We start from the raw sequence: 18283 nt of genomic DNA on the forward strand, positions 1-18283 counted from the left end.
AGGTTTTGTTATTTTCATTTTAGGAATACCAATGCAACTTTTTACTGTATTCACACGCCTTCAGCCTAAGCTTGCCAAATTAAGTTTGGGGCTGTTAGGGCTATTCGTATTATTTAGCAGCTATGTGACCGCCGCGCCGCTGACAACCGGTTGGATAAAGGCCGAACAACATCCTCCGGTTGAGGTGCAATTTGTGTTAACCGGACAGGTTGATGCCAACAATAACGCTGCCGGTTTTATTGAAGTCAAACTCGCCGATGAGTGGAAAACTTATTGGCGCTCTCCGGGCGAAGGTGGCGTATCACCGGAACTTGATTGGCAAGCTTCTAGCAATATTAATAATGTAGATTGGCAGTGGCCTTATCCGCAGCGCTTTAATGTGTTAGGCATTGAAACCCTAGGCTATAAACACGATGTCGTATTTCCACTTTCGATTAAAGTTGAAGATCGCCACCAGCCAGTCAACTTTAAGGCCAATTTAAGTTTGTCTTCTTGCTCAACCGTGTGCGTGATCACCGACTATCCATTAGAGCTGAATTTCACCCCGTCTGACTTAAAAGCCGATCCAGATGCCATGCGTCGCTATGCTCAAGCGGTGAGTTTAGTACCACAAACTTCCTCAATGTTGGCCGACACACAAGCAACATGGGATGCGGCAAACAATAAGCTGCAAGTGTCTCTCACCAGTCAGCAAGGTTGGCAGCAGCCCGATTTGTTTGTTGATGGCAAGGCAGAAAATGTCGCAGACAGCAGCTTTTCTCATCCTAAGCTTTCTATTGATGGCAACCAGTTAACCGCTTGGTTTGATGTGTCTAACTGGCTTGGCGAGCCGGATTTAAGTGGTGAATCGATACAAGTCACCATCGTCGATAAGCAATTTATTGCCGAACAAACCATTGCATTAACCGATGGTAGTGTCAGTGAGGCAAGTACCAGTTCGTCACTATTAACCATGTTTGCATTTGCTTTACTAGGTGGGCTAATTCTCAATGTGATGCCGTGTGTACTACCGGTGTTAGGTATGAAGCTTACCTCTGTATTAAGCGCTGAACGCCAACAAAAATCACAAGTACGGATGCAATTTCTAGCCTCAGCGGCGGGCATTATCAGCTCATTTTGGTTAATTGCCGCGAGTTTGGCGATACTCAAATGGTCTGGTCAATCGATTGGTTGGGGAATTCAATTTCAAAGTGCAGGCTTTCTTGGCTTGATGGTATTGGTGACGGCGATTTTTGGCGCCAATATGCTGGGTTTATTTGAACTGCGTTTACCTTCATCACTCAATACTTGGATGGCCACTAAGGGAAGTAACAAACACTCAGGTCACTTTATTCAAGGGATGTTTGCCACTTTACTGGCCACCCCTTGCTCTGCGCCGTTTCTTGGTACCGCAGTGGCGTTTGCTCTTGGCGCTTCTTGGGCGACTTTATTTCTGATTTTTACCGGACTCGGTATCGGCATGGCACTGCCTTGGTTATTGGTGGCGCTGCGTCCTTCGCTTGCCTTAAAACTACCAAAGCCGGGTAAATGGATGAATCGCCTTAAAATCATTTTTGGTTTGATGATGTTGGCGACTTGTGTGTGGCTGATTAGCTTGCTCTCTTCCCATCTATCAACCGGTTTATTGTGGGCTTTCAGTCTCGTCGCTTTAATATTGCTGATCTGGCGCTGTGTAAATGTGTTTGGCGCACGCGCAGTTGGCATCAGCGTCAGTCTCGGCTTAATTGCAACATCAATCGTCTTTTTGATTGCTAGCCTAACCGCCGATTATTGGCGCTCACCATTACCGGCCGAGTTAAGTTGGCAGCCGCTAGATACTCTGGCAATCCAGCAACAAGTCACGGCGGGTAATACCGTGTTTGTCGATGTCACGGCAGATTGGTGCATAACCTGTAAAGCCAACAAGATCGGCGTGCTGCTGCAACAACCGGTTTATGACGCATTGCAACAAGACAAGATTGTACGTATGCAAGGTGATTGGACAGTGCCTAACCCGAAAGTAAGTGAATACTTACAATCGTATAATCGCTTTGGTGTTCCGTTTAATATTGTCTATGGACCACAAGCGCCACAAGGTATTGCACTGCCTGTGATCTATTCCAGTAATGATGTTATGCAAGCCATCGAAAAGGCATCGGGAGGGGTTCAATGAAGTCGATAAAGTCAAAGCTAATTGGGGTCTTCAAGTACCTAATATTGCTGGTTGTGGTATCCGTTGCTGTCGATCTGTGGCGTAGCCAGTCAGTGCCAACACAAGCCAGTTTCAATCTCAAGGCGCAAGATATTAATCAACAATGGGTCGATATTGAGGCGCTTAGCCAGGAGCAGCCAGTGGTGGTGTATTTCTGGGCCAGCTGGTGTTCGGTGTGTCAGTTTGTCACACCAAGTGTCAACTGGGTAAGTGATTACTACCCGACTGTCGGCGTTTCCTTGTCATCCGGTGAATCTCACAAGTTGCAACGCTACTTTGAATATAAGCAATTGGGTTTTGCCAACATTAACGATCCACGTAGCCAAATCGGCCAGCAATGGGGAGTCAATGTTACGCCAACGATTTTTATCGTGCGCAATGGTGAAATCAAACACATTACCACAGGCTTTACCTCGCCAATCGGTTTACTTGCTCGTCTTTGGGTGAGTTAAGCCAACCACTGTCTAGCCAATTATTTAAGAACTTTTTCAGGAAATATGATGAAAACAACAATCAAACAACGCGCTTTAATTTGGGTTAGCCTACTCATGGTGAGCTTATCAACAACCACACTACAAGCGGCAACACTGCCACAAGAAACTGAGCAGAAAATTAATGAGATCAATCAAATGCTGCGTGACAATCCTCAGGTAGTAGATGGCTTGCACGAAAGCTTGCAACGCTATGTCCACCAGCAAAACCAATTTGATGCAGTATTAAAACAGTACAATGACTATATCTATAACAACCCGGACCAACCGTCTTATGGCGCGAAAGACCCAAAATTGACGATTGCCTTTTTTACTGACTACAGTTGTCCTTGGTGTAAGAAACTCACACCAGTATTACAACAATTAGCGGAGAAATATCCGGAGATAAAAGTCGTGGATATTTTAGTGCCACTAAAAGAAATCAATAGTGAGCAAAACTCGGCGACTTATGCGCTAAACACTTGGCAGAATAAAGCAAGCAAGTTTGCCGAAGTCAGTGAGTTATTAGTCAAAAAGCCCGGTAGTCACAACCCTGCATCACTACTTCAAGTGGCAAAGAAAACCAGGACACGCGAGCAATTAGAAAAGATCGATAAAATTCAACAGCAAGTGACCAAGAACTATCAACTGTTTGCGCAACTTGGTTTACAAGGTACGCCTGCGATGTTAATTGGCGATGAGGTAATTCCGGGGTATTTACCGATTGAAAAGTTAGAACCTATTATTCAAGCGCAACTCGCTAAATAACCTCAGATTTGGATAACTTGAAAGCACATAACCCGTGAAACAAAGGCGACCATCAAGTCGCCTTTTTCGTTTTTACTGCCTTATATCAATTTCTATTCAGAGCATCCAATACAGACATTTAGACGTCCAGACGTTGACATCTCACTGTACAAGCTTTACTCTGCGCGGCCTATTTTGTTTTCGATCTTCATTAATCGTTCTTTATTAATACTGGTGTGTTATGTCTGCCCCTGAATCATCAAAATCAACTCCATCTCATCGCCCGGCACCGTCCGCACTGGCATTATTACCACTCGGGGTCTTCCTGACATTATTCATTGGCGTCGGCACTTACTTAACCATTCAAGGTGTTGATTTTGCTTTTTATCAACTGCCGGCTCCGATAGCGACATTGCCTGCCATTATCGTGGCGATTCTGTTAAGCAAAGAAAAAATCAATAAAGCAATTGAACAGTTTTTAAATGGTGTCGGTCATCAAGACATTATTGCCATGTGCATGATTTATTTACTTGCAGGTGCATTTGCAGCTGTCGCCAAAGCATCCGGTGGCGTGGATGCAACGGTAAATTTAGGTTTATCACTACTGCCAACTAGTATGATCTTACCGGGTATTTTCTTAATCTCAGCCTTCATTGCCACGGCGATGGGCACCTCAATGGGCACTATTGCCGCCGTTGCGCCTGTTGCACTAGGGATCGCTCAATCGGCAGGAATGAGCGTGCCATTAACCGCTGGCGTAGTATTAAGTGGCGCGATGTTTGGTGACAATTTATCCATTATTTCAGACACCACCATCGCGGCTACTCGCTCGCAAGGTTGTGAGATGAAAGACAAATTCCGCGAAAATATTCGCATTGCTCTTCCGGCCGCCATCATTACTTTGATCATTTTTGCCTTTAGCAGCACCGCAACTCAAACGCCCGCAACTGGTGAGATTGAATGGCTAAAAATTCTACCTTATCTCACCATTTTGGTTTTAGCGGTTTCAGGTCTGAACGTATTTGTGGTGTTAAGTTTAGGCATTATTCTTGCCGGTGGAGTGAGCTTATATTCAGTGCCAGATTACGCATTCGCTCAGCTCGGTAAAGATATTTATGCCGGCTTTGGCAATATGCAGGAAATCTTTTTATTATCGATGTTAATCGGTGGGTTAAGCGAACTCATGCGCCAACAAGGTGGTTTAACGTTTTTAACTCAGTTAGTCAGTAAAGTGATAAGCAGATTTGGCAGTCAACATTCCTCACAAGCTAATTCACGCGCCAGTGAAGTCGGCATTGCCGGTTTAGTGTCATTAACCAATATTTGTACGGCTAATAACACCGTAGCGATCATTGTATCGGGCAGCGTCGCACGCCAACTTGCAGAGGAAAATAATGTCTCAGCCAAGCGTTCAGCAAGTTTGTTAGATATCTTTTCTTGCGTGATGCAGGGCTTATTACCTTATGGCGCACAAGTGTTATTGCTGGGTTCAGTGTTTGGTTTATCGCCGTTGCAAATTGTCGCCAACTCTTATTATTGCATGCTATTAGCCATCACCGCGTTAGTGTCTATTTTTATTAACCATCAAGGGCGTAAACATCAAGAACGTCATCAAGCGGCGCTATAATTTATTAAAAATACTAATTTCACAACAAACGTTATCTTCACTAAACCGCATTAATGAGTGCTTGCACATCGGATGAACAAGCACTCAAGCCTGAATAAATTTTATTTCTTTTGGTATCTTGCTTCCGCTTCAAGCAGACCTTTTTTACATTCAATACCACCAGCATAACCGGTTAATTTACCATTTTTACCAATCACTCGATGGCATGGCACGATAATCGAAATAGGATTTTTACCATTCGCAAGCCCCACCGCTCGTACGGCTTTGGGATTATCAATTGCATTAGCAAGATCTTGATAGCTCCATGTTTCCCCATAAGGAATCGTAGTTAATACGTGCCATACTTTTTGTTGAAACTCTGTTCCGGTCGCCGCTAATGGCAAAGCAAAACGAGTTAACTCACCATTAAAGTATTCTTTTAACTGAGATAACGCGCGAGCAAGCACTAACTTACCATCATCACCGACTTGTTCAGTCAAGCGCTCACTTTCAATATATTCGCCTAAGTCTTCAGGCTTAGTGGTATACGTAGCAAACCACACGCCTAATAAACCCTTTTCGCAAGCTTGAATCGTCACTTCACCATATGGGCTTGCCATGGTGGTATAACATGATTCTATTACGGTATTTTTCTGATTTTTTACCATCACGATGATCCTATTCTATAAATTCCAAAGATGAAAAGTGGCGTAACTTCCCCAAGGCGAAGCCGTTTCTGTGGTTAATTGAGGGAAATCCACTAATGCCTTTTTCACCACTAAATCTTTATCCAATAAACGATCCGGTTGAGATAAACCTCGAAGCTGAGCGTAACTGATGGTCCACGGCCCAATACCTTTTAACACCAGCCATTCAGAAGGATCCGTTTGAGGTTGAACAGCCATAAATTCAGCAAAACGATGAAGAGTCTCTTTCCGACTTTGTGGCATACGCAGAAAACTCAGATCCGCTTGTGCTATTTGATGCGGTTCAGGAAAATAGCCGCCTTCCTCGCACAAGGTACGCAGTAAAAGATTCAATTGACCAATGGCTGCTGTCACGGAAACTTGCTGGCCTAAAATAGCTCGAACACCTGCCTCCCAAGCATTCCACGTTCCCGGAATACGAATCCCTTTTTGATGAACAAGCTCTGGCGCAACCTTGTCTAGATGCTGCTCAATTACATCAGTATCAGCGTCCAAATCTAGCATGCGCCGCACTTGATTAACTAATGCACGCAGTTGAGAAATGTCTTCTAGCTCAAATTCCATCTCCAAAGCATGCTCGGATTTTTTACTTATGCTAAACCAAGCAGAAGCATCATTTATTTTTACTTGTCGTTCATAATGCGTATTCGTCACCGTTTCAATGCCAGCAATCGCTCGACGAGCATAAAACTCCAACATAAATGGCCAATCAATTTGTCCTTTAAACGGAAGATCAATACTCTTTTTTAAGCCTAAATGATGAGCCTGACGACGAATTTTTGAAGGAGATAAAGAGAGATGTTGTTGAAAGGCATCATTAAAGCGCCTCACACTATTAAAACCAGAAGCGAAAGCAATATCGGTCATGCTCATCGAACTAGAATGCAATAATTGTTTAGCAAACATTAATTGCTGCAGTTGAGCGTAGCGTTTTGGTGAGATGCCAAGGTAGCGTTGAAACAATTGACGAAGATAACGATCACTGACGCCGACTCTTTCCGCTAAAGAGGTTAACGATGAACGCTGCAACTCGCCATTATCAATCAGTTTTAGAGCTCGAATAAAGGTCGTTTCAACCCCTTTCCATGCCCATGATTCTGGTGCACTGTCTGGGCGGCAACGCAAACAAGGGCGAAAACCAGATTCCAGTGCTTGGGCTTTATTTGCAAAATATTGTACATTTTCTTCTTTCGGTAAAATCGCAGGGCAAATTGGTCGACAAAAAATACCCGTTGTTTTCACTGCAATAAAAAATTGCCCATCAAAACGTTGATCGCGCGATAACCGAGCTTGTTGACATTGCTCTATCGTCAAAGAGGAATAACCAAAGGGTGAATTGTTTGACATTATGATTCTCTCGTTTATATCTACAACCAGTATATAAGCCAAACCTATTTTCACTAGCCATTTTCGGAACTGAACACTCTTCTATACTTAACCTATATATCTATACTTAACCAATCCTGAAAACTGTGTTTGCAGGATTGGTTTGTACATTGCGAGTTTTTTTGATCTTCATAACAACCAGATAAGATATGATTAACTTCGATAAAGAATAATTCAGTATCAGTGATTTCAAGGGGAATATTCATGGCGATAAAAAAATACACGCATGCAGCAGGCGGTTGGGGTGCATTAGTTAGCACAGGTAAACATCTGCTCAAAAGTGAAAATGTCGCCAAAAATATCCGCAACCTGATGCGCACCAATCAAGATAAAGGTTTTGACTGCCCAGGCTGTGCTTGGGGTGAAGATGGTGAGAAAGGCTTTTTTCATTTCTGTGAGAACGGAGCAAAAGCCGTCAATTGGGAAGGGACAAGCCGCCGAGTTGGTAAGGCTTTCTTCGCTGAGCATTCCGTTAAATCGCTGCGTAAGCAAAGTGATTATTACCTTGAGTATCAAGGACGCTTAAATCAACCCGTTCGCTATAATGCCGACTCAGATCACTATGAAGCCATCAGTTGGGACGACGCATTCGCGCTCATTGCAAAGCATTTAAAGCAATTAGACTCACCAAACCAAGCCGAATTTTACACCTCCGGTCGAGCCAGTAATGAAGCCGCTTTTTTGTATCAATTATTTGCGAGATCTGTGGGAACCAATAATTTCCCCGATTGTTCAAACATGTGCCACGAAGCCACCAGCGTCGCATTAGCCCAAGCGATTGGTATTGGTAAAGGCACCACCCGCATGGATGACTTTACCAAAGCCGATGCCATTTTCTTATTTGGACAAAACCCGGCAACCAACCACCCTAGAATGATGGATACCTTATACAAAGCATCACGTCGTGGGGCTTCCATTGTGTCTTTTAACAATTTAAAAGAACGTGGACTAGAGCGCTTTACCAATCCTCAAAACAAAATTGAGATGATAACCAATGGTTCAACGCCAATTAGCGGCCATTACTTCACTCCAAAGTTAGGTGGTGATATGGCCGCAGTACGAGGCATGGTAAAAGCTTTGTCTGTATTTGATAAAAAAGAATTATCCCAAGGTAGAGAATCTATCTTTGATCACGCTTATATCGAAAAACACACCAATGGCATGCAAACCTATTTGGATCAAGTCGATGCAACGACTTGGGAAGAGATCATTGAACAATCTGGCCTAACTCAACAGCAATTAGAAACCGCGGCGGAAACTTATCGTAAGGCCGATCGAGTCATCATTACTTGGGCAATGGGTATCACTCAGCACAAGCACTCAGTTAATACCATTCAAGAAATGGTTAATCTGCAATTATTGTTTGGTCAAATTGGTAAAGACGGCGCTGGCGTCTGCCCTGTTCGTGGTCACAGTAATGTACAGGGCGATCGCACCGTTGGCATTAACGAAAAATCATCAGCCTCTTTTATCGAAAAATTAGAATCCGCTGTTGGATTTAAAGCACCAACTAAGCCGGGTCATAATGTCGTGGAATCGATCAAATCGATGTTAGCCGGTGAGAGCAAAGTGTTCATTGGACTGGGTGGTAACTTTGTCTCCGCTACGCCAGATACGAGACTTACACAGCAAGCATTAGAAAGTTGTAATTTAACCGTTAACATTGCCACCAAATTAAATCGAACCCACTTGTCACCAGGTAAAGATTCATTAATTTTACCTTGCCTTGGTCGTACCGATGTCGATTGGCAAAAAAACGGACAGCAATGCGTTACGGTCGAAGATTCCTTTAGCATGGTACATGCGTCTTATGGCGCAGTTGAACATGATGAGCAAAGTAACGATCAAGGTGAAATGCGATCTGAGCCAGCCATCATCGCAGGTATGGCTCAAGCAATGTTAGGATCCTCTCCAGTTGATTGGTTATCATTGATTGAAGATTACGATCGCATTCGATCATTAATTGAAAAAGTGATCCCTGGCTTTGAAGGCGTCAACGATAAGATTAAGCAACCGGGCGGTTTCTACTTAGGTAACTCAGCACGAGATAATAACTGGCAAACCAAAAGCGGCAAAGCCGAGTTTAATGCCCATTCACTGCCAACTCACTTACAACCCGCAGCATTACGAAAAATGAGTGATCAAGCCGTTTTTGTACTGCAAACAATGCGATCTCACGATCAATATAACACTACAGTATATGGATTTGATGACCGCTATCGTGGCGTTTTTGGGGAACGTAACGTTCTGTTTATGAATAAGAAAGACATTGAAGAGATGGGAATGCAAGCCGGAGATCGCGTCGATATACAATCGTTATACGCCGATGAATATCAACGTGAGATATATGGTTTTAAATTAGTGGAGTATGACATCCCAGAAGGTAACATTGCTGCCTATTTCCCAGAAGCTAACCCGTTAGTGGCTTTACATGACAGTGGTGATCTAAGCCATACACCAGTTTCTAAAGCAATAGTGGTCACGTTGAAACTCAGTAAAAAAACCAGCGAAGATATCAATGTCGTGTCTTATTAACATTAAGTGTTAGAACTTAATCGACCAATGACAATACGTTGCGATCTATAGACAAAAAGGCAGCTAACAATCACGTTCTGTCTTTTGTTAGCTTCCTTCAACATGATTTTACCGAGCTTATTCTTGTTTAATCAACGCAATACGTTCTGGACAAGTATAAGCATCCGCTCGACCGGGACGACAAAAACCGACCAAGGTTAAATTGGATTTCTGCGCCAATTCCACGGCCATACTGGTGGCCGCTGAAATAGCCAACAATATCTCAACACCCGCACTCACCGCTTTTTGTACCATTTCAAAACTCGCTCGACTGGTCACTAAAATAGCGCCGCCGCTCAATTTATGACGAATAATATACCCAACTAGCTTATCCAAAGCGATATGACGACCAATATCTTCACGTATTGCAATGACATCACCTTCCACTGAAACATAAGCCGCTGCATGAGTTGCTCCTGTCACTTGGTTCAGATTTTGTTGGTTATCAAGTTGCTGCAAAATATCATCAATTTTTTGCCAAGGTAAAAACGTTGTTTGAAGCAAAGAAGCCAAAGGACGAACCACATGATCTAAACTTTCAGACCCACAAATACCACAACCGGTACGACCCGCCATACTTCTGCGTACTTTTCTTAGTCGCTCCATACAGCGGTTCGCAATCTCAATATGGAGCTCAATACCATTGTCAGACTCTACCTGCACTATGTCATGAATATCTCGAGCGTAGTCAATGATGCCCTCCGATAAGGAAAAACCCACCGCTAAATCTTCCAAATGGCTGGCGGTGCACATTAATACGGTGTGCGAGATACCGTTATACACCAATGCCACGGCGGTCTCAGTAGCAAAATATTCATTCTGTAAGTTGGCGCTTGGTTCACTATGTCTAAAACGCATAACAGGTGCGGTGACAAAGTTCTCTTTTAGCGGCGATGGGAAAGCTGATTTATTAGATTTTTGGGACATGTGGGCATCTAAGCTAGTAATACACTCAATAAGTATAACGAAACTCACGTATCGATGCTGAAATAATGCCTGCAGGATTCAAATCATAATCGGCTTATGCTACTCTTCGCTCCCCTTTTTATCCTTACGATTTTAATGTCTATTGCGACCCTTCGTTATTGACTAAAATAGTAACGGTGATACTCAACAAAAGTGAATGGATAATGGTCGGTAAAGGTACGCTTTATATTGTTTCTGCGCCAAGTGGTGCAGGTAAATCGAGCTTGATTTCAGCTATGTTAGAAAAAAACCCTAACTACGCAATGAAAGTGTCAATCTCGCACACTACCCGTGAACAACGCCCCGGTGAAGTTGATGGCGTGCATTATCATTTTGTTGAAAAGGACCAGTTTATTACGTTAATGAACCAAGGCACGTTTCTTGAGCATGCCGAAGTCTTTGGTAATTATTACGGAACATCACGGGTCTGGATTGAAGAGACCTTAAACAACGGTATCGATGTCTTTCTCGATATTGACTGGCAAGGTGCTCGTCAAATCCGTAAACAAATGCCACACGCAAAAGGCATCTTTATTCTGCCTCCTTCAAATGGTGAATTAGAGCGTCGTTTGAATACCCGTGGGCAAGATAGCCCAGAAGTCATTGCCGGCCGCATGAGCAAGGCTAAATCAGAAATATCCCATTATGATGAATACGATTACCTCATCATCAATGATGATTTTGATGCGGCATTAATGGATTTTAAAGCCATTATCCGAGCCGAGCGCCTAAAGCACGACAAACAAGCCGTTAAATTTAACGGTATGTTAAAAGCATTACTGTCTGAATAATAAGCAGTTTTTTGTTTGTTTAATACAAATAAACGGGTAAGAGTCTTATTGCTAGAATCTGTAGCGGTAAGGCTGTATAATTTCCCGTCATTCTAAATAAAATTCACTAAATTGGAGTCATCATGGCACGCGTAACTGTCCAAGACGCTGTTGAAAAAGTCGGTAACCGTTTCGACCTAGTCCTAATTGCGGCTCGCCGCGCTCGTCAAATGCAAACTGGCAACAAAGATGCATTGGTTCCTGAAGAAAATGATAAAACGACGGTTATCGCTCTGCGTGAAATCGAAGAAGGTCTTATCACTAAAGAAGTTTTAGACGCACGTGAGCGCCAAGAACAACAAGAGCAAGACGCGGCAGAACTTGCAGCAGTAAGCAGCATCGTTCATCACCGTTAATTCTTTATCTCTGGGCGAATAACATTGTACTTATTTGAGAGTTTAAAGGCCGTTGCCCAAGAATATTTACCAGAGTCTCAACTCGAGACTCTGAGTGAAGCTTTTGTCGTGGCAAGAGACGCCCACGAAGGACAAAGCCGTTCAAGCGGTGAACCTTATATCATTCACCCCGTTGCGGTAGCCCGTATTCTGGCGGAAATGCGTCTGGATAATGAGACCTTAATGGCCGCATTATTACACGATGTGATTGAAGATACAGAGGTCACCAAAGAAGATTTAGCATCACAATTTGGCATTATAGTGGCTGAATTGGTGGACGGTGTCTCCAAACTTGATAAACTCAAATTTCGCGATCGTAAAGAAGCTCAAGCTGAAAACTTCCGCAAAATGATCTTAGCCATGGTGCAAGACATTCGCGTTATCTTAATTAAGCTTGCTGATCGTACTCACAATATGCGCACCCTTGGCGCATTACGCCCAGATAAACGTCGACGTATTGCACGTGAGACGCTTGAGATTTTTTCTCCCCTTGCCCATCGCTTAGGTATCCACAACATAAAAACCGAACTCGAAGAGCTAGGTTTTGAAGCCTTATATCCCAATCGTTATCGTGTACTCAAAGAGGTCGTCAAGGCTGCTCGTGGTAACCGAAAAGAAATGATCCAACGGATTCACAGTGAAATTGAAGGCCGACTCGAAGATGTTGGGTTGCACGTTCGAGTATTGGGCCGAGAAAAAAACCTCTATTCTATTTACAATAAAATGCGCACCAAAGAGCAGCGTTTCCATACCATTATGGACATCTATGCTTTTCGCGTCATTGTTGATACACCAGACACGTGTTATCGCGTTCTAGGGCAAGTCCATAACCTATATAAACCTCGCCCGGGACGAATGAAAGATTACATTGCGGTACCTAAAGCGAATGGCTACCAATCTTTACACACCTCAATGGTTGGCCCTCATGGTGTTCCCGTTGAAGTACAAATCCGTACCGAAGATATGGAACAAATGGCGGATAAAGGTGTGGCAGCACACTGGTCTTACAAGGCTAACGGTGAAAGCTCAGGAACTACCGCTCAAATTAAAGCCCAACGTTGGATGCAAAGCTTACTTGAACTACAACAAAGTGCAGGTAACTCCTTTGAATTTATCGAACATGTAAAATCGGATCTCTTCCCAGATGAGATCTTCGTCTTTACACCGAAAGGCCGCATTATTGAATTACCTGCTGGTGCCACACCGGTTGATTTTGCTTATGCTGTGCATACTGATGTTGGTAATACCTGCGTAGGGGCTAGGGTTGATCGCAATCCTTACCCTTTAAGTAAAGCACTTAAAAATGGCCAAACCATTGAGATAATTAGTGCTCCGGGTGCTCGTCCGAATGCAGCATGGCTGAACTATGTTGTCACCTCTCGCGCTCGAACTAAAATACGTCAAGTATTAAAAACCATGCGTCGTGATGAATCTGTCGCCCTTGGTCGTCGATTACTCAACCATGCGCTTGGTGATCTTTCAATCAGTGATATCAGTAAAGAAAATATTCAACACGTTATTTCTGATCTGAAACTAAAAACGCTTGATGAGCTACTAGCCGCTATCGGTTTAGGTGAATTGATGAGTATTGTTATTGCTCGTCGATTACTCGGTGACGCTGACGAACTAACCGAAATCGAATCATTAGAAAGCGATAAGTCCTCTAAGAAAAAACTGCCTATTCGTGGTGCAGAGGGGATTCTTCTCACTTACGCAAAATGTTGTCACCCGATTCCCGGCGATCATATTATTGCTCATGTTTCTCCAGGTCGAGGTTTGGTGGTTCACCGTGAAACCTGTCCAAATATTCGTGGTTATCAAAAAGAGCCCGAACGTTATATGGCGGTTGAATGGTCAAAAGATTTTGATCAAGACTTCATTACTGAATTGAAAGTTGATATGCAAAACCACCAAGGCGCACTGGCTGATTTAACCAATGTTGTCGCCTCTACCGGTTCCAATATTCATGGTATTGCGACCGAAGAACGCGATGGTAGACTGTATACAATTTCTTTATTACTGACGACCAAAGATCGGGTACATCTAGCCAGTATTATGAAACGTATTCGAGTCATGCCACACGCGTTGAAAGTGCGTCGCTAAAGAAATTAACTTTCATTACTGAATCAATTCAACATTAAAAAGCATCAACAAAAGTTGATGCTTTTTTGTGTCTATTCTGTTGTTCTGTCCTAAATAAGGTTAACACTTATTAGTTGCTTGGTTAGTACTTTTCTACATATTAATGATTTTCTAAATATTGGTGCTTTCAAAAATCTTGTCAGCCGAAGCAGTAACAAACCCTTGATATAAAACACCATTACCCAAAGGAAAACGCTTAGCAAACTCGTAAAAACCACCAGGGATGACGATCTCGCCATCGCTACACTCAACAGAAACTTTATCGGCCAGTGTCGAGGATTGCTGTAAACCAACCTCTTCACTCCCTTTCACATCACCACCAGAATTATTCATATCAAAGTTATGCCACACGAGAAAGTCATTCACTTGCTTTAGGTCCATAAACCCGGCTAGCTCGTTCACACTGACCGTAAAATGATTCGCTCCAAAACCATGCGCAGCCACCCATGCAGCGTATTCGCTTTCTTCAGCTAACATTTGGTATTGCTCTTTGGTAATACGCCAAGGCCGCCCTTGATATAAAAACTGACTGCTATCTGTATATTGTTGAGGTAAGTCATGAATCAGAGAGTCGATAATATGATTCAGGTTTTCTGAACATTTAGGCAAACATAATTCACTGATAAAAACTTTAGGGTAGCGAGGATCAGGATGCTGGTAATGATGGGCGTATAACTTTTTCGCTTCAAAATGATATTCACCAGCCTGTTCATAACCTAATGCTTGAAAGTGCTTAGCCAATTGAACCAAACCTAATTTTCCGCCCGAAAATGTACGCAAAGCAATATGATCATTACTCAATTTCTCGCCTTTCTGACTTAATAGTTTATGTACTTTTATCGCCGATGGACACAAACGTTGGGTATAATCTTGCCACAAATGTTCAAAAAGCGCCTCAATATTAGCCATGTTGTACTCTCCTATTTAGCCCGCTCAAAAGCCGACCTTTATCATTATCACTTTGACTATAGTTCAACGCTGATAAGCCATCTTATTTTTAGCAAGAACCTGACAAAATACGTTAATTTTTCACATTAATTCAATAACAACCGGATTGAATCACCACTTTTGACTAATAAATTTTTCGCAACATCTGGGTGAATAAACGCGGTATTTTGCTCAGAGTCATAAGCCACTTTAGCCACTAATGCCCGAAAATCACTTAACTGAGTATTGGACATTAAATAGGTATGCGATGAAGAATGTTCACGTACTTCAACCTTCGCCACAAAAGATTGCTGAATGGATTTAATATGGTTTCTATCGCATTCAACCGTTGGCCCTGCATCAAAAATATCCACATACCCTCGGCAAGCAAATCCTTCTTTTTCAAGTAATTTTAATGCTGGAGCTGTGTATTGATGGACCTGCCCGATCACCGCTTGGGCTTCTGGGCTTAACAGATTGACGTAAATCGGCAACTTTGGCATCAAATCCGCGATAAACCCTTTATTACCGGTTCCGGTGAGATAATCTGCCAAGGTAAAATCGATAGAGAAGAAATGCTGCTGTAACCACTGCCAAAATGGTGAGTTGCCATTTTCATCACTCACACCACGCATTTCAGCAATAACGGTTTGAGAAAATCGCTCTGGAAATTGTGCCATCATCAAAAATCGGCACTTAGACATCAATCGGCCATTTAACCCTGCTCGATACTCTGGTAACAAAAACAAGGTACAAATTTCACTGCAACCCGTGTAATTATTGCCAAGAGTGAGGACTTGAACTTCATTGCGAACATTCAATTTGTTGGAGCTGTGTACCACTTTACTAATATGGTAACTATACGATGGGACTTCCCAGCCAATCGATGCCTCAATACCAGTTGTCCCGACAACTTGGTTGGTATCGGTATCCACTGCCACCATTAAATAACTTTCATTTTGAGGATGTTCGGTATGCTTTGAAAAGCTGCTGATAGAAGCTTCAATACGCTTCGATAACAGTTCTTGGTTAACCGGTAATGATGTAAAACCATGACCAGATGCTTCTGCACATTGGTAAAGCGCATCGTAATCGGTATCTTGAATTGGACGAATTACTAACATGATGCTTCCCTCTCAACTGAGGAATAGGAGTGACATCGTTGCCACTCTCATTTTTTATAATCAGGTATTAATCCTTGCTGAGCAATCACACATAAAAGATTAAAACATGAGGCATAAAGCCAATACATCAGTACGCATTGGCTTTTAGGCTTCTATTTATTATAGAAGTCTCCATGATAAAAGAGACGAATTACAAAAGAGAGGCAATCGCTTGATCAAGCTTCGCCAACCCTTGCTCCATCTCTTTTTGCGTGATCACCAGTGATGGAGTAAAGCGCACCACATTCGGGCCAGCCACAAGCAACAATAAGCCATTCTTACCTGAAGCAACTAAAATATCACGAGCTCGACCTTGCCATTCTTGGTTGAGTTCTGCACCAATTAATAACCCTTTACCACGTACATCAGCAAACAGGCCATATTTGTCATTAATTTTAGCGAGGCCTTCTTTTAACCATTGTTCTCTTTTCTTGACCCCTTCTAAAATAACCGGTTGACTGATGTAATTAACAACTGCATCTGCCACTGCGCACGCTAATGGATTACCGCCATAAGTTGAACCATGTACTCCCACTTTCATGTGTTGCGCCAATTCAGTTGTGGTAAGCATTGCGCCAATTGGGAAACCACCACCAAGCGATTTTGCGGTAGATAGAATATCCGGCGTCACGCCAAGTTCTTGATAAGCATAGAAGTGACCGGTTCTACCATTACCCGTTTGTACTTCATCAAAAATCAACAGAGCATTGTGCTGATCGCACAGTGAGCGTACTGCTTCGGCAAATTCAATCGATGGTGACAGGACACCACCCTCCCCTTGTAATGGCTCCATCATCACTGCACAAGTGTTATCCGAAATATGCGTTTTTAACGCCTCAATATCGTTGTAAGGCAGGTGAGTAATGTTACCTGGTTTTGGCCCAAAACCATCTGAATAAGCCGGCTGGCCACCCACGGTTACGGTAAAAAAAGTGCGACCATGAAACCCTTGAGTGAAAGCGATAATTTCACTTTTTTCTTCACCATGTGTTTCTTTCGCCCAACGACGAGCAAGCTTTAATGCTGCCTCATTCGCTTCTGCGCCAGAGTTAGCAAAAAACACTTTTTCAGCAAAACTAATTTCCGTCAATTTTTTGGCCAGACGTAACGCGGGTTCATTGGTCATCACGTTACTTAAATGCCACAACTTATTCGCTTGCTCGACCAAGGCCTCCACCATCACTGGGTGGCAATGCCCTAAACAACTCACCGCAATACCACCAGCAAAATCAATGTACTCTTTCCCCTCTTGATCCCAAACTACAGAGCCTTGACCTCGTACTGGAATCATCTCCATTGGGCTATAACAAGGTACCATCACATCTTCAAACCAACTTCTTTGCACTTGCGTATCGACTGACATCCTTAATCCTCTTCGTTTACCTACACCTACCACTAATTTAGCTAAGTAGGCGCAACGCATCAATGACTTTTTATTTAATTATTATAAATATTTATTCAAAAAAACGACGAGCCTAACAATACATTTAGGCATTCATGTTTATTCTTAGAGGATAGTGGAATTTTAGGACGAGATGAAATGTAAATGACAAGGTTGTGGAACAATTAACGTTTCTGCAACTTTCAAGCAGAATTTAACGCTGAAGAAAATTAGCTAGGATTTGGTGACCACATTCCGTTTTAATCGATTCTGGGTGAAATTGCACCGCTTCTATCGGTAGGGTTTTATGCTGATACCCCATGATTTCATCGAGTTCATTATTGGGTAACGTTGTCCATGCCGTCAATTCAAAGCAATCAGGTAGGCTCGAGGTTTCAACCACCAATGAATGATAGCGTGTTACGGTTAAGGGATTAGGCAAATCACGAAACACACTTTGACTGTTATGAATAATCGAGGAGGTTTTACCATGCATCACCTGCCTTGCCCTTATCACTTGTCCACCAAACGCTTGCGCGATCGCTTGATGACCTAAACACACTCCTAATATCGGCAACTTACCAGCAAAATGTTGAATGGCTTGTAACGATATCCCTGCTTCATTTGGCGTGCATGGTCCCGGAGAAATGACTAAATGACTAGGGTTAAGTGCTTCGATACCAGCAATATCGATTTCATCATTACGAATAACTTGTACCTTCGCCCCTAACTCACAGAAGTATTGGTAAAGGTTGTAAGTAAAGGAATCATAATTATCAATAATCAGTAGCATCGTAA

The 18283-nt window shown here is 42.8% G+C and carries 15 protein-coding genes; 8 read left to right on the forward strand and 7 right to left on the reverse strand.

What is annotated here, in order from left to right:
- The first annotated feature begins 31 nt into the window (after positions 1-31).
- The 4 genes from VCASEI_RS11840 to VCASEI_RS11855 all read left to right on the forward strand — a co-directional run bounded on the left by VCASEI_RS11840 (position 32) and on the right by VCASEI_RS11855 (position 5035).
- Positions 32-2152 carry a protein-disulfide reductase DsbD family protein gene (locus tag VCASEI_RS11840; protein ID WP_089110426.1) on the forward strand — a complete coding sequence of 707 codons (2121 nt, stop codon included), beginning with the start codon at positions 32-34 and terminating at the stop codon, positions 2150-2152.
- The gene (locus tag VCASEI_RS11845) at positions 2149-2643 is read left to right on the forward strand and encodes a protein disulfide oxidoreductase (protein WP_086960378.1); all 495 of its coding nucleotides are present in this window, start codon (positions 2149-2151) and stop codon (positions 2641-2643) included. Before VCASEI_RS11840 ends, VCASEI_RS11845 begins: the two co-directional genes overlap by 4 nt.
- 48 nt (positions 2644-2691) lie before the next feature.
- A complete protein-coding gene (locus tag VCASEI_RS11850) occupies positions 2692-3429 on the forward strand; it encodes a DsbA family protein (protein ID WP_226983327.1) in 738 nt (245 codons plus the stop codon).
- Positions 3430-3649: 220 nt separating this feature from the next.
- Positions 3650-5035 (forward strand): Na+/H+ antiporter NhaC family protein, encoded by a 1386-nt coding sequence (locus VCASEI_RS11855; RefSeq protein ID WP_086960379.1) that lies wholly within the window; start codon positions 3650-3652, stop codon positions 5033-5035.
- Positions 5036-5136: 101 nt separating this feature from the next.
- On the opposite strand, the gene VCASEI_RS11860 is transcribed toward VCASEI_RS11855, so the two are convergent.
- Positions 5137-5655, reverse strand: a complete 519-nt coding sequence (locus tag VCASEI_RS11860) for a methylated-DNA--[protein]-cysteine S-methyltransferase (RefSeq protein WP_086960477.1) — start codon at positions 5653-5655, stop codon at positions 5137-5139.
- Between the two features lie 42 nt (positions 5656-5697).
- Positions 5698-7068: a DNA-3-methyladenine glycosylase 2 family protein gene (locus tag VCASEI_RS11865; RefSeq protein ID WP_089110425.1), complete on the reverse strand. Its 1371-nt coding sequence runs from the start codon at positions 7066-7068 to the stop codon at positions 5698-5700.
- A gap of 243 nt (positions 7069-7311) precedes the next feature.
- On the opposite strand from VCASEI_RS11865, the gene VCASEI_RS11870 reads away from it, so the two are divergent.
- Positions 7312-9642 carry an FdhF/YdeP family oxidoreductase gene (locus tag VCASEI_RS11870; RefSeq protein ID WP_089110424.1) on the forward strand — a complete coding sequence of 777 codons (2331 nt, stop codon included), beginning with the start codon at positions 7312-7314 and terminating at the stop codon, positions 9640-9642.
- 117 nt (positions 9643-9759) lie between these two features.
- On the opposite strand, the gene fdhD is transcribed toward VCASEI_RS11870, so the two are convergent.
- Positions 9760-10608, reverse strand: coding sequence for a formate dehydrogenase accessory sulfurtransferase FdhD (fdhD, locus tag VCASEI_RS11875; protein ID WP_089110423.1), 849 nt, complete (start codon positions 10606-10608; stop codon positions 9760-9762).
- Positions 10609-10811: 203 nt separating this feature from the next.
- Here fdhD and gmk point away from each other — a divergent pair, with 203 nt between their 5' ends.
- The 3 genes from gmk to spoT all read left to right on the forward strand — a co-directional run bounded on the left by gmk (position 10812) and on the right by spoT (position 13975).
- Complete coding sequence (gene gmk, locus VCASEI_RS11880) at positions 10812-11438, forward strand: guanylate kinase (protein ID WP_086960383.1); 627 nt, start codon at positions 10812-10814, stop codon at positions 11436-11438.
- A gap of 122 nt (positions 11439-11560) precedes the next feature.
- On the forward strand, positions 11561-11833 hold the full coding sequence (gene rpoZ, locus VCASEI_RS11885; protein WP_027696467.1) for a DNA-directed RNA polymerase subunit omega: 273 nt from the start codon (positions 11561-11563) through the stop codon (positions 11831-11833).
- A gap of 24 nt (positions 11834-11857) precedes the next feature.
- The gene (gene spoT, locus VCASEI_RS11890; protein WP_089110422.1) at positions 11858-13975 is read left to right on the forward strand and encodes a bifunctional GTP diphosphokinase/guanosine-3',5'-bis pyrophosphate 3'-pyrophosphohydrolase; all 2118 of its coding nucleotides are present in this window, start codon (positions 11858-11860) and stop codon (positions 13973-13975) included.
- Between the two features lie 150 nt (positions 13976-14125).
- Here the strand turns inward: spoT and VCASEI_RS11895 are convergent, their stop codons facing one another.
- The 4 genes from VCASEI_RS11895 to VCASEI_RS11910 form a co-directional block, all read right to left on the reverse strand.
- Positions 14126-14923, reverse strand: a complete 798-nt coding sequence (locus VCASEI_RS11895) for a DUF1338 domain-containing protein (protein ID WP_089110421.1) — start codon at positions 14921-14923, stop codon at positions 14126-14128.
- Between the two features lie 125 nt (positions 14924-15048).
- Positions 15049-16065 (reverse strand): arginine N-succinyltransferase, encoded by a 1017-nt coding sequence (gene astA, locus VCASEI_RS11900; RefSeq protein ID WP_089110420.1) that lies wholly within the window; start codon positions 16063-16065, stop codon positions 15049-15051.
- Between the two features lie 190 nt (positions 16066-16255).
- Entirely contained in the window at positions 16256-17467 is a 1212-nt protein-coding gene (locus VCASEI_RS11905) for an aspartate aminotransferase family protein (protein ID WP_089110419.1), read from the reverse strand.
- Between the two features lie 232 nt (positions 17468-17699).
- Complete coding sequence (locus tag VCASEI_RS11910; RefSeq protein ID WP_086960388.1) at positions 17700-18278, reverse strand: aminodeoxychorismate/anthranilate synthase component II; 579 nt, start codon at positions 18276-18278, stop codon at positions 17700-17702.
- Positions 18279-18283: the final 5 nt, after the last annotated feature.

It is taken from the genome of Vibrio casei, assembly GCF_002218025.2.
GTDB lineage: Bacteria > Pseudomonadota > Gammaproteobacteria > Enterobacterales > Vibrionaceae > Vibrio > Vibrio casei.

What these genes read in the sequence shown, in the direction of transcription:
- VCASEI_RS11840 (WP_089110426.1), top strand. Translation starts at nt 32, where the DNA reads ATGCAACTTTTTACTGTATTCACACGCCTTCAGCCTAAGCTTGCCAAA.
- VCASEI_RS11845 (WP_086960378.1), top strand. Translation starts at nt 2,149, where the DNA reads ATGAAGTCGATAAAGTCAAAGCTAATTGGGGTCTTCAAGTACCTAATA.
- VCASEI_RS11850 (WP_226983327.1), top strand. Translation starts at nt 2,692, where the DNA reads ATGAAAACAACAATCAAACAACGCGCTTTAATTTGGGTTAGCCTACTC.
- VCASEI_RS11855 (WP_086960379.1), top strand. Translation starts at nt 3,650, where the DNA reads ATGTCTGCCCCTGAATCATCAAAATCAACTCCATCTCATCGCCCGGCA.
- VCASEI_RS11865 (WP_089110425.1), bottom strand. Translation starts at nt 7,068, where the DNA reads ATGTCAAACAATTCACCCTTTGGTTATTCCTCTTTGACGATAGAGCAA.
- VCASEI_RS11870 (WP_089110424.1), top strand. Translation starts at nt 7,312, where the DNA reads ATGGCGATAAAAAAATACACGCATGCAGCAGGCGGTTGGGGTGCATTA.
- fdhD (WP_089110423.1), bottom strand. Translation starts at nt 10,608, where the DNA reads ATGTCCCAAAAATCTAATAAATCAGCTTTCCCATCGCCGCTAAAAGAG.
- gmk (WP_086960383.1), top strand. Translation starts at nt 10,812, where the DNA reads ATGGTCGGTAAAGGTACGCTTTATATTGTTTCTGCGCCAAGTGGTGCA.
- rpoZ (WP_027696467.1), top strand. Translation starts at nt 11,561, where the DNA reads ATGGCACGCGTAACTGTCCAAGACGCTGTTGAAAAAGTCGGTAACCGT.
- VCASEI_RS11895 (WP_089110421.1), bottom strand. Translation starts at nt 14,923, where the DNA reads ATGGCTAATATTGAGGCGCTTTTTGAACATTTGTGGCAAGATTATACC.
- astA (WP_089110420.1), bottom strand. Translation starts at nt 16,065, where the DNA reads ATGTTAGTAATTCGTCCAATTCAAGATACCGATTACGATGCGCTTTAC.
- VCASEI_RS11905 (WP_089110419.1), bottom strand. Translation starts at nt 17,467, where the DNA reads ATGTCAGTCGATACGCAAGTGCAAAGAAGTTGGTTTGAAGATGTGATG.
- VCASEI_RS11910 (WP_086960388.1), bottom strand. Translation starts at nt 18,278, where the DNA reads ATGCTACTGATTATTGATAATTATGATTCCTTTACTTACAACCTTTAC.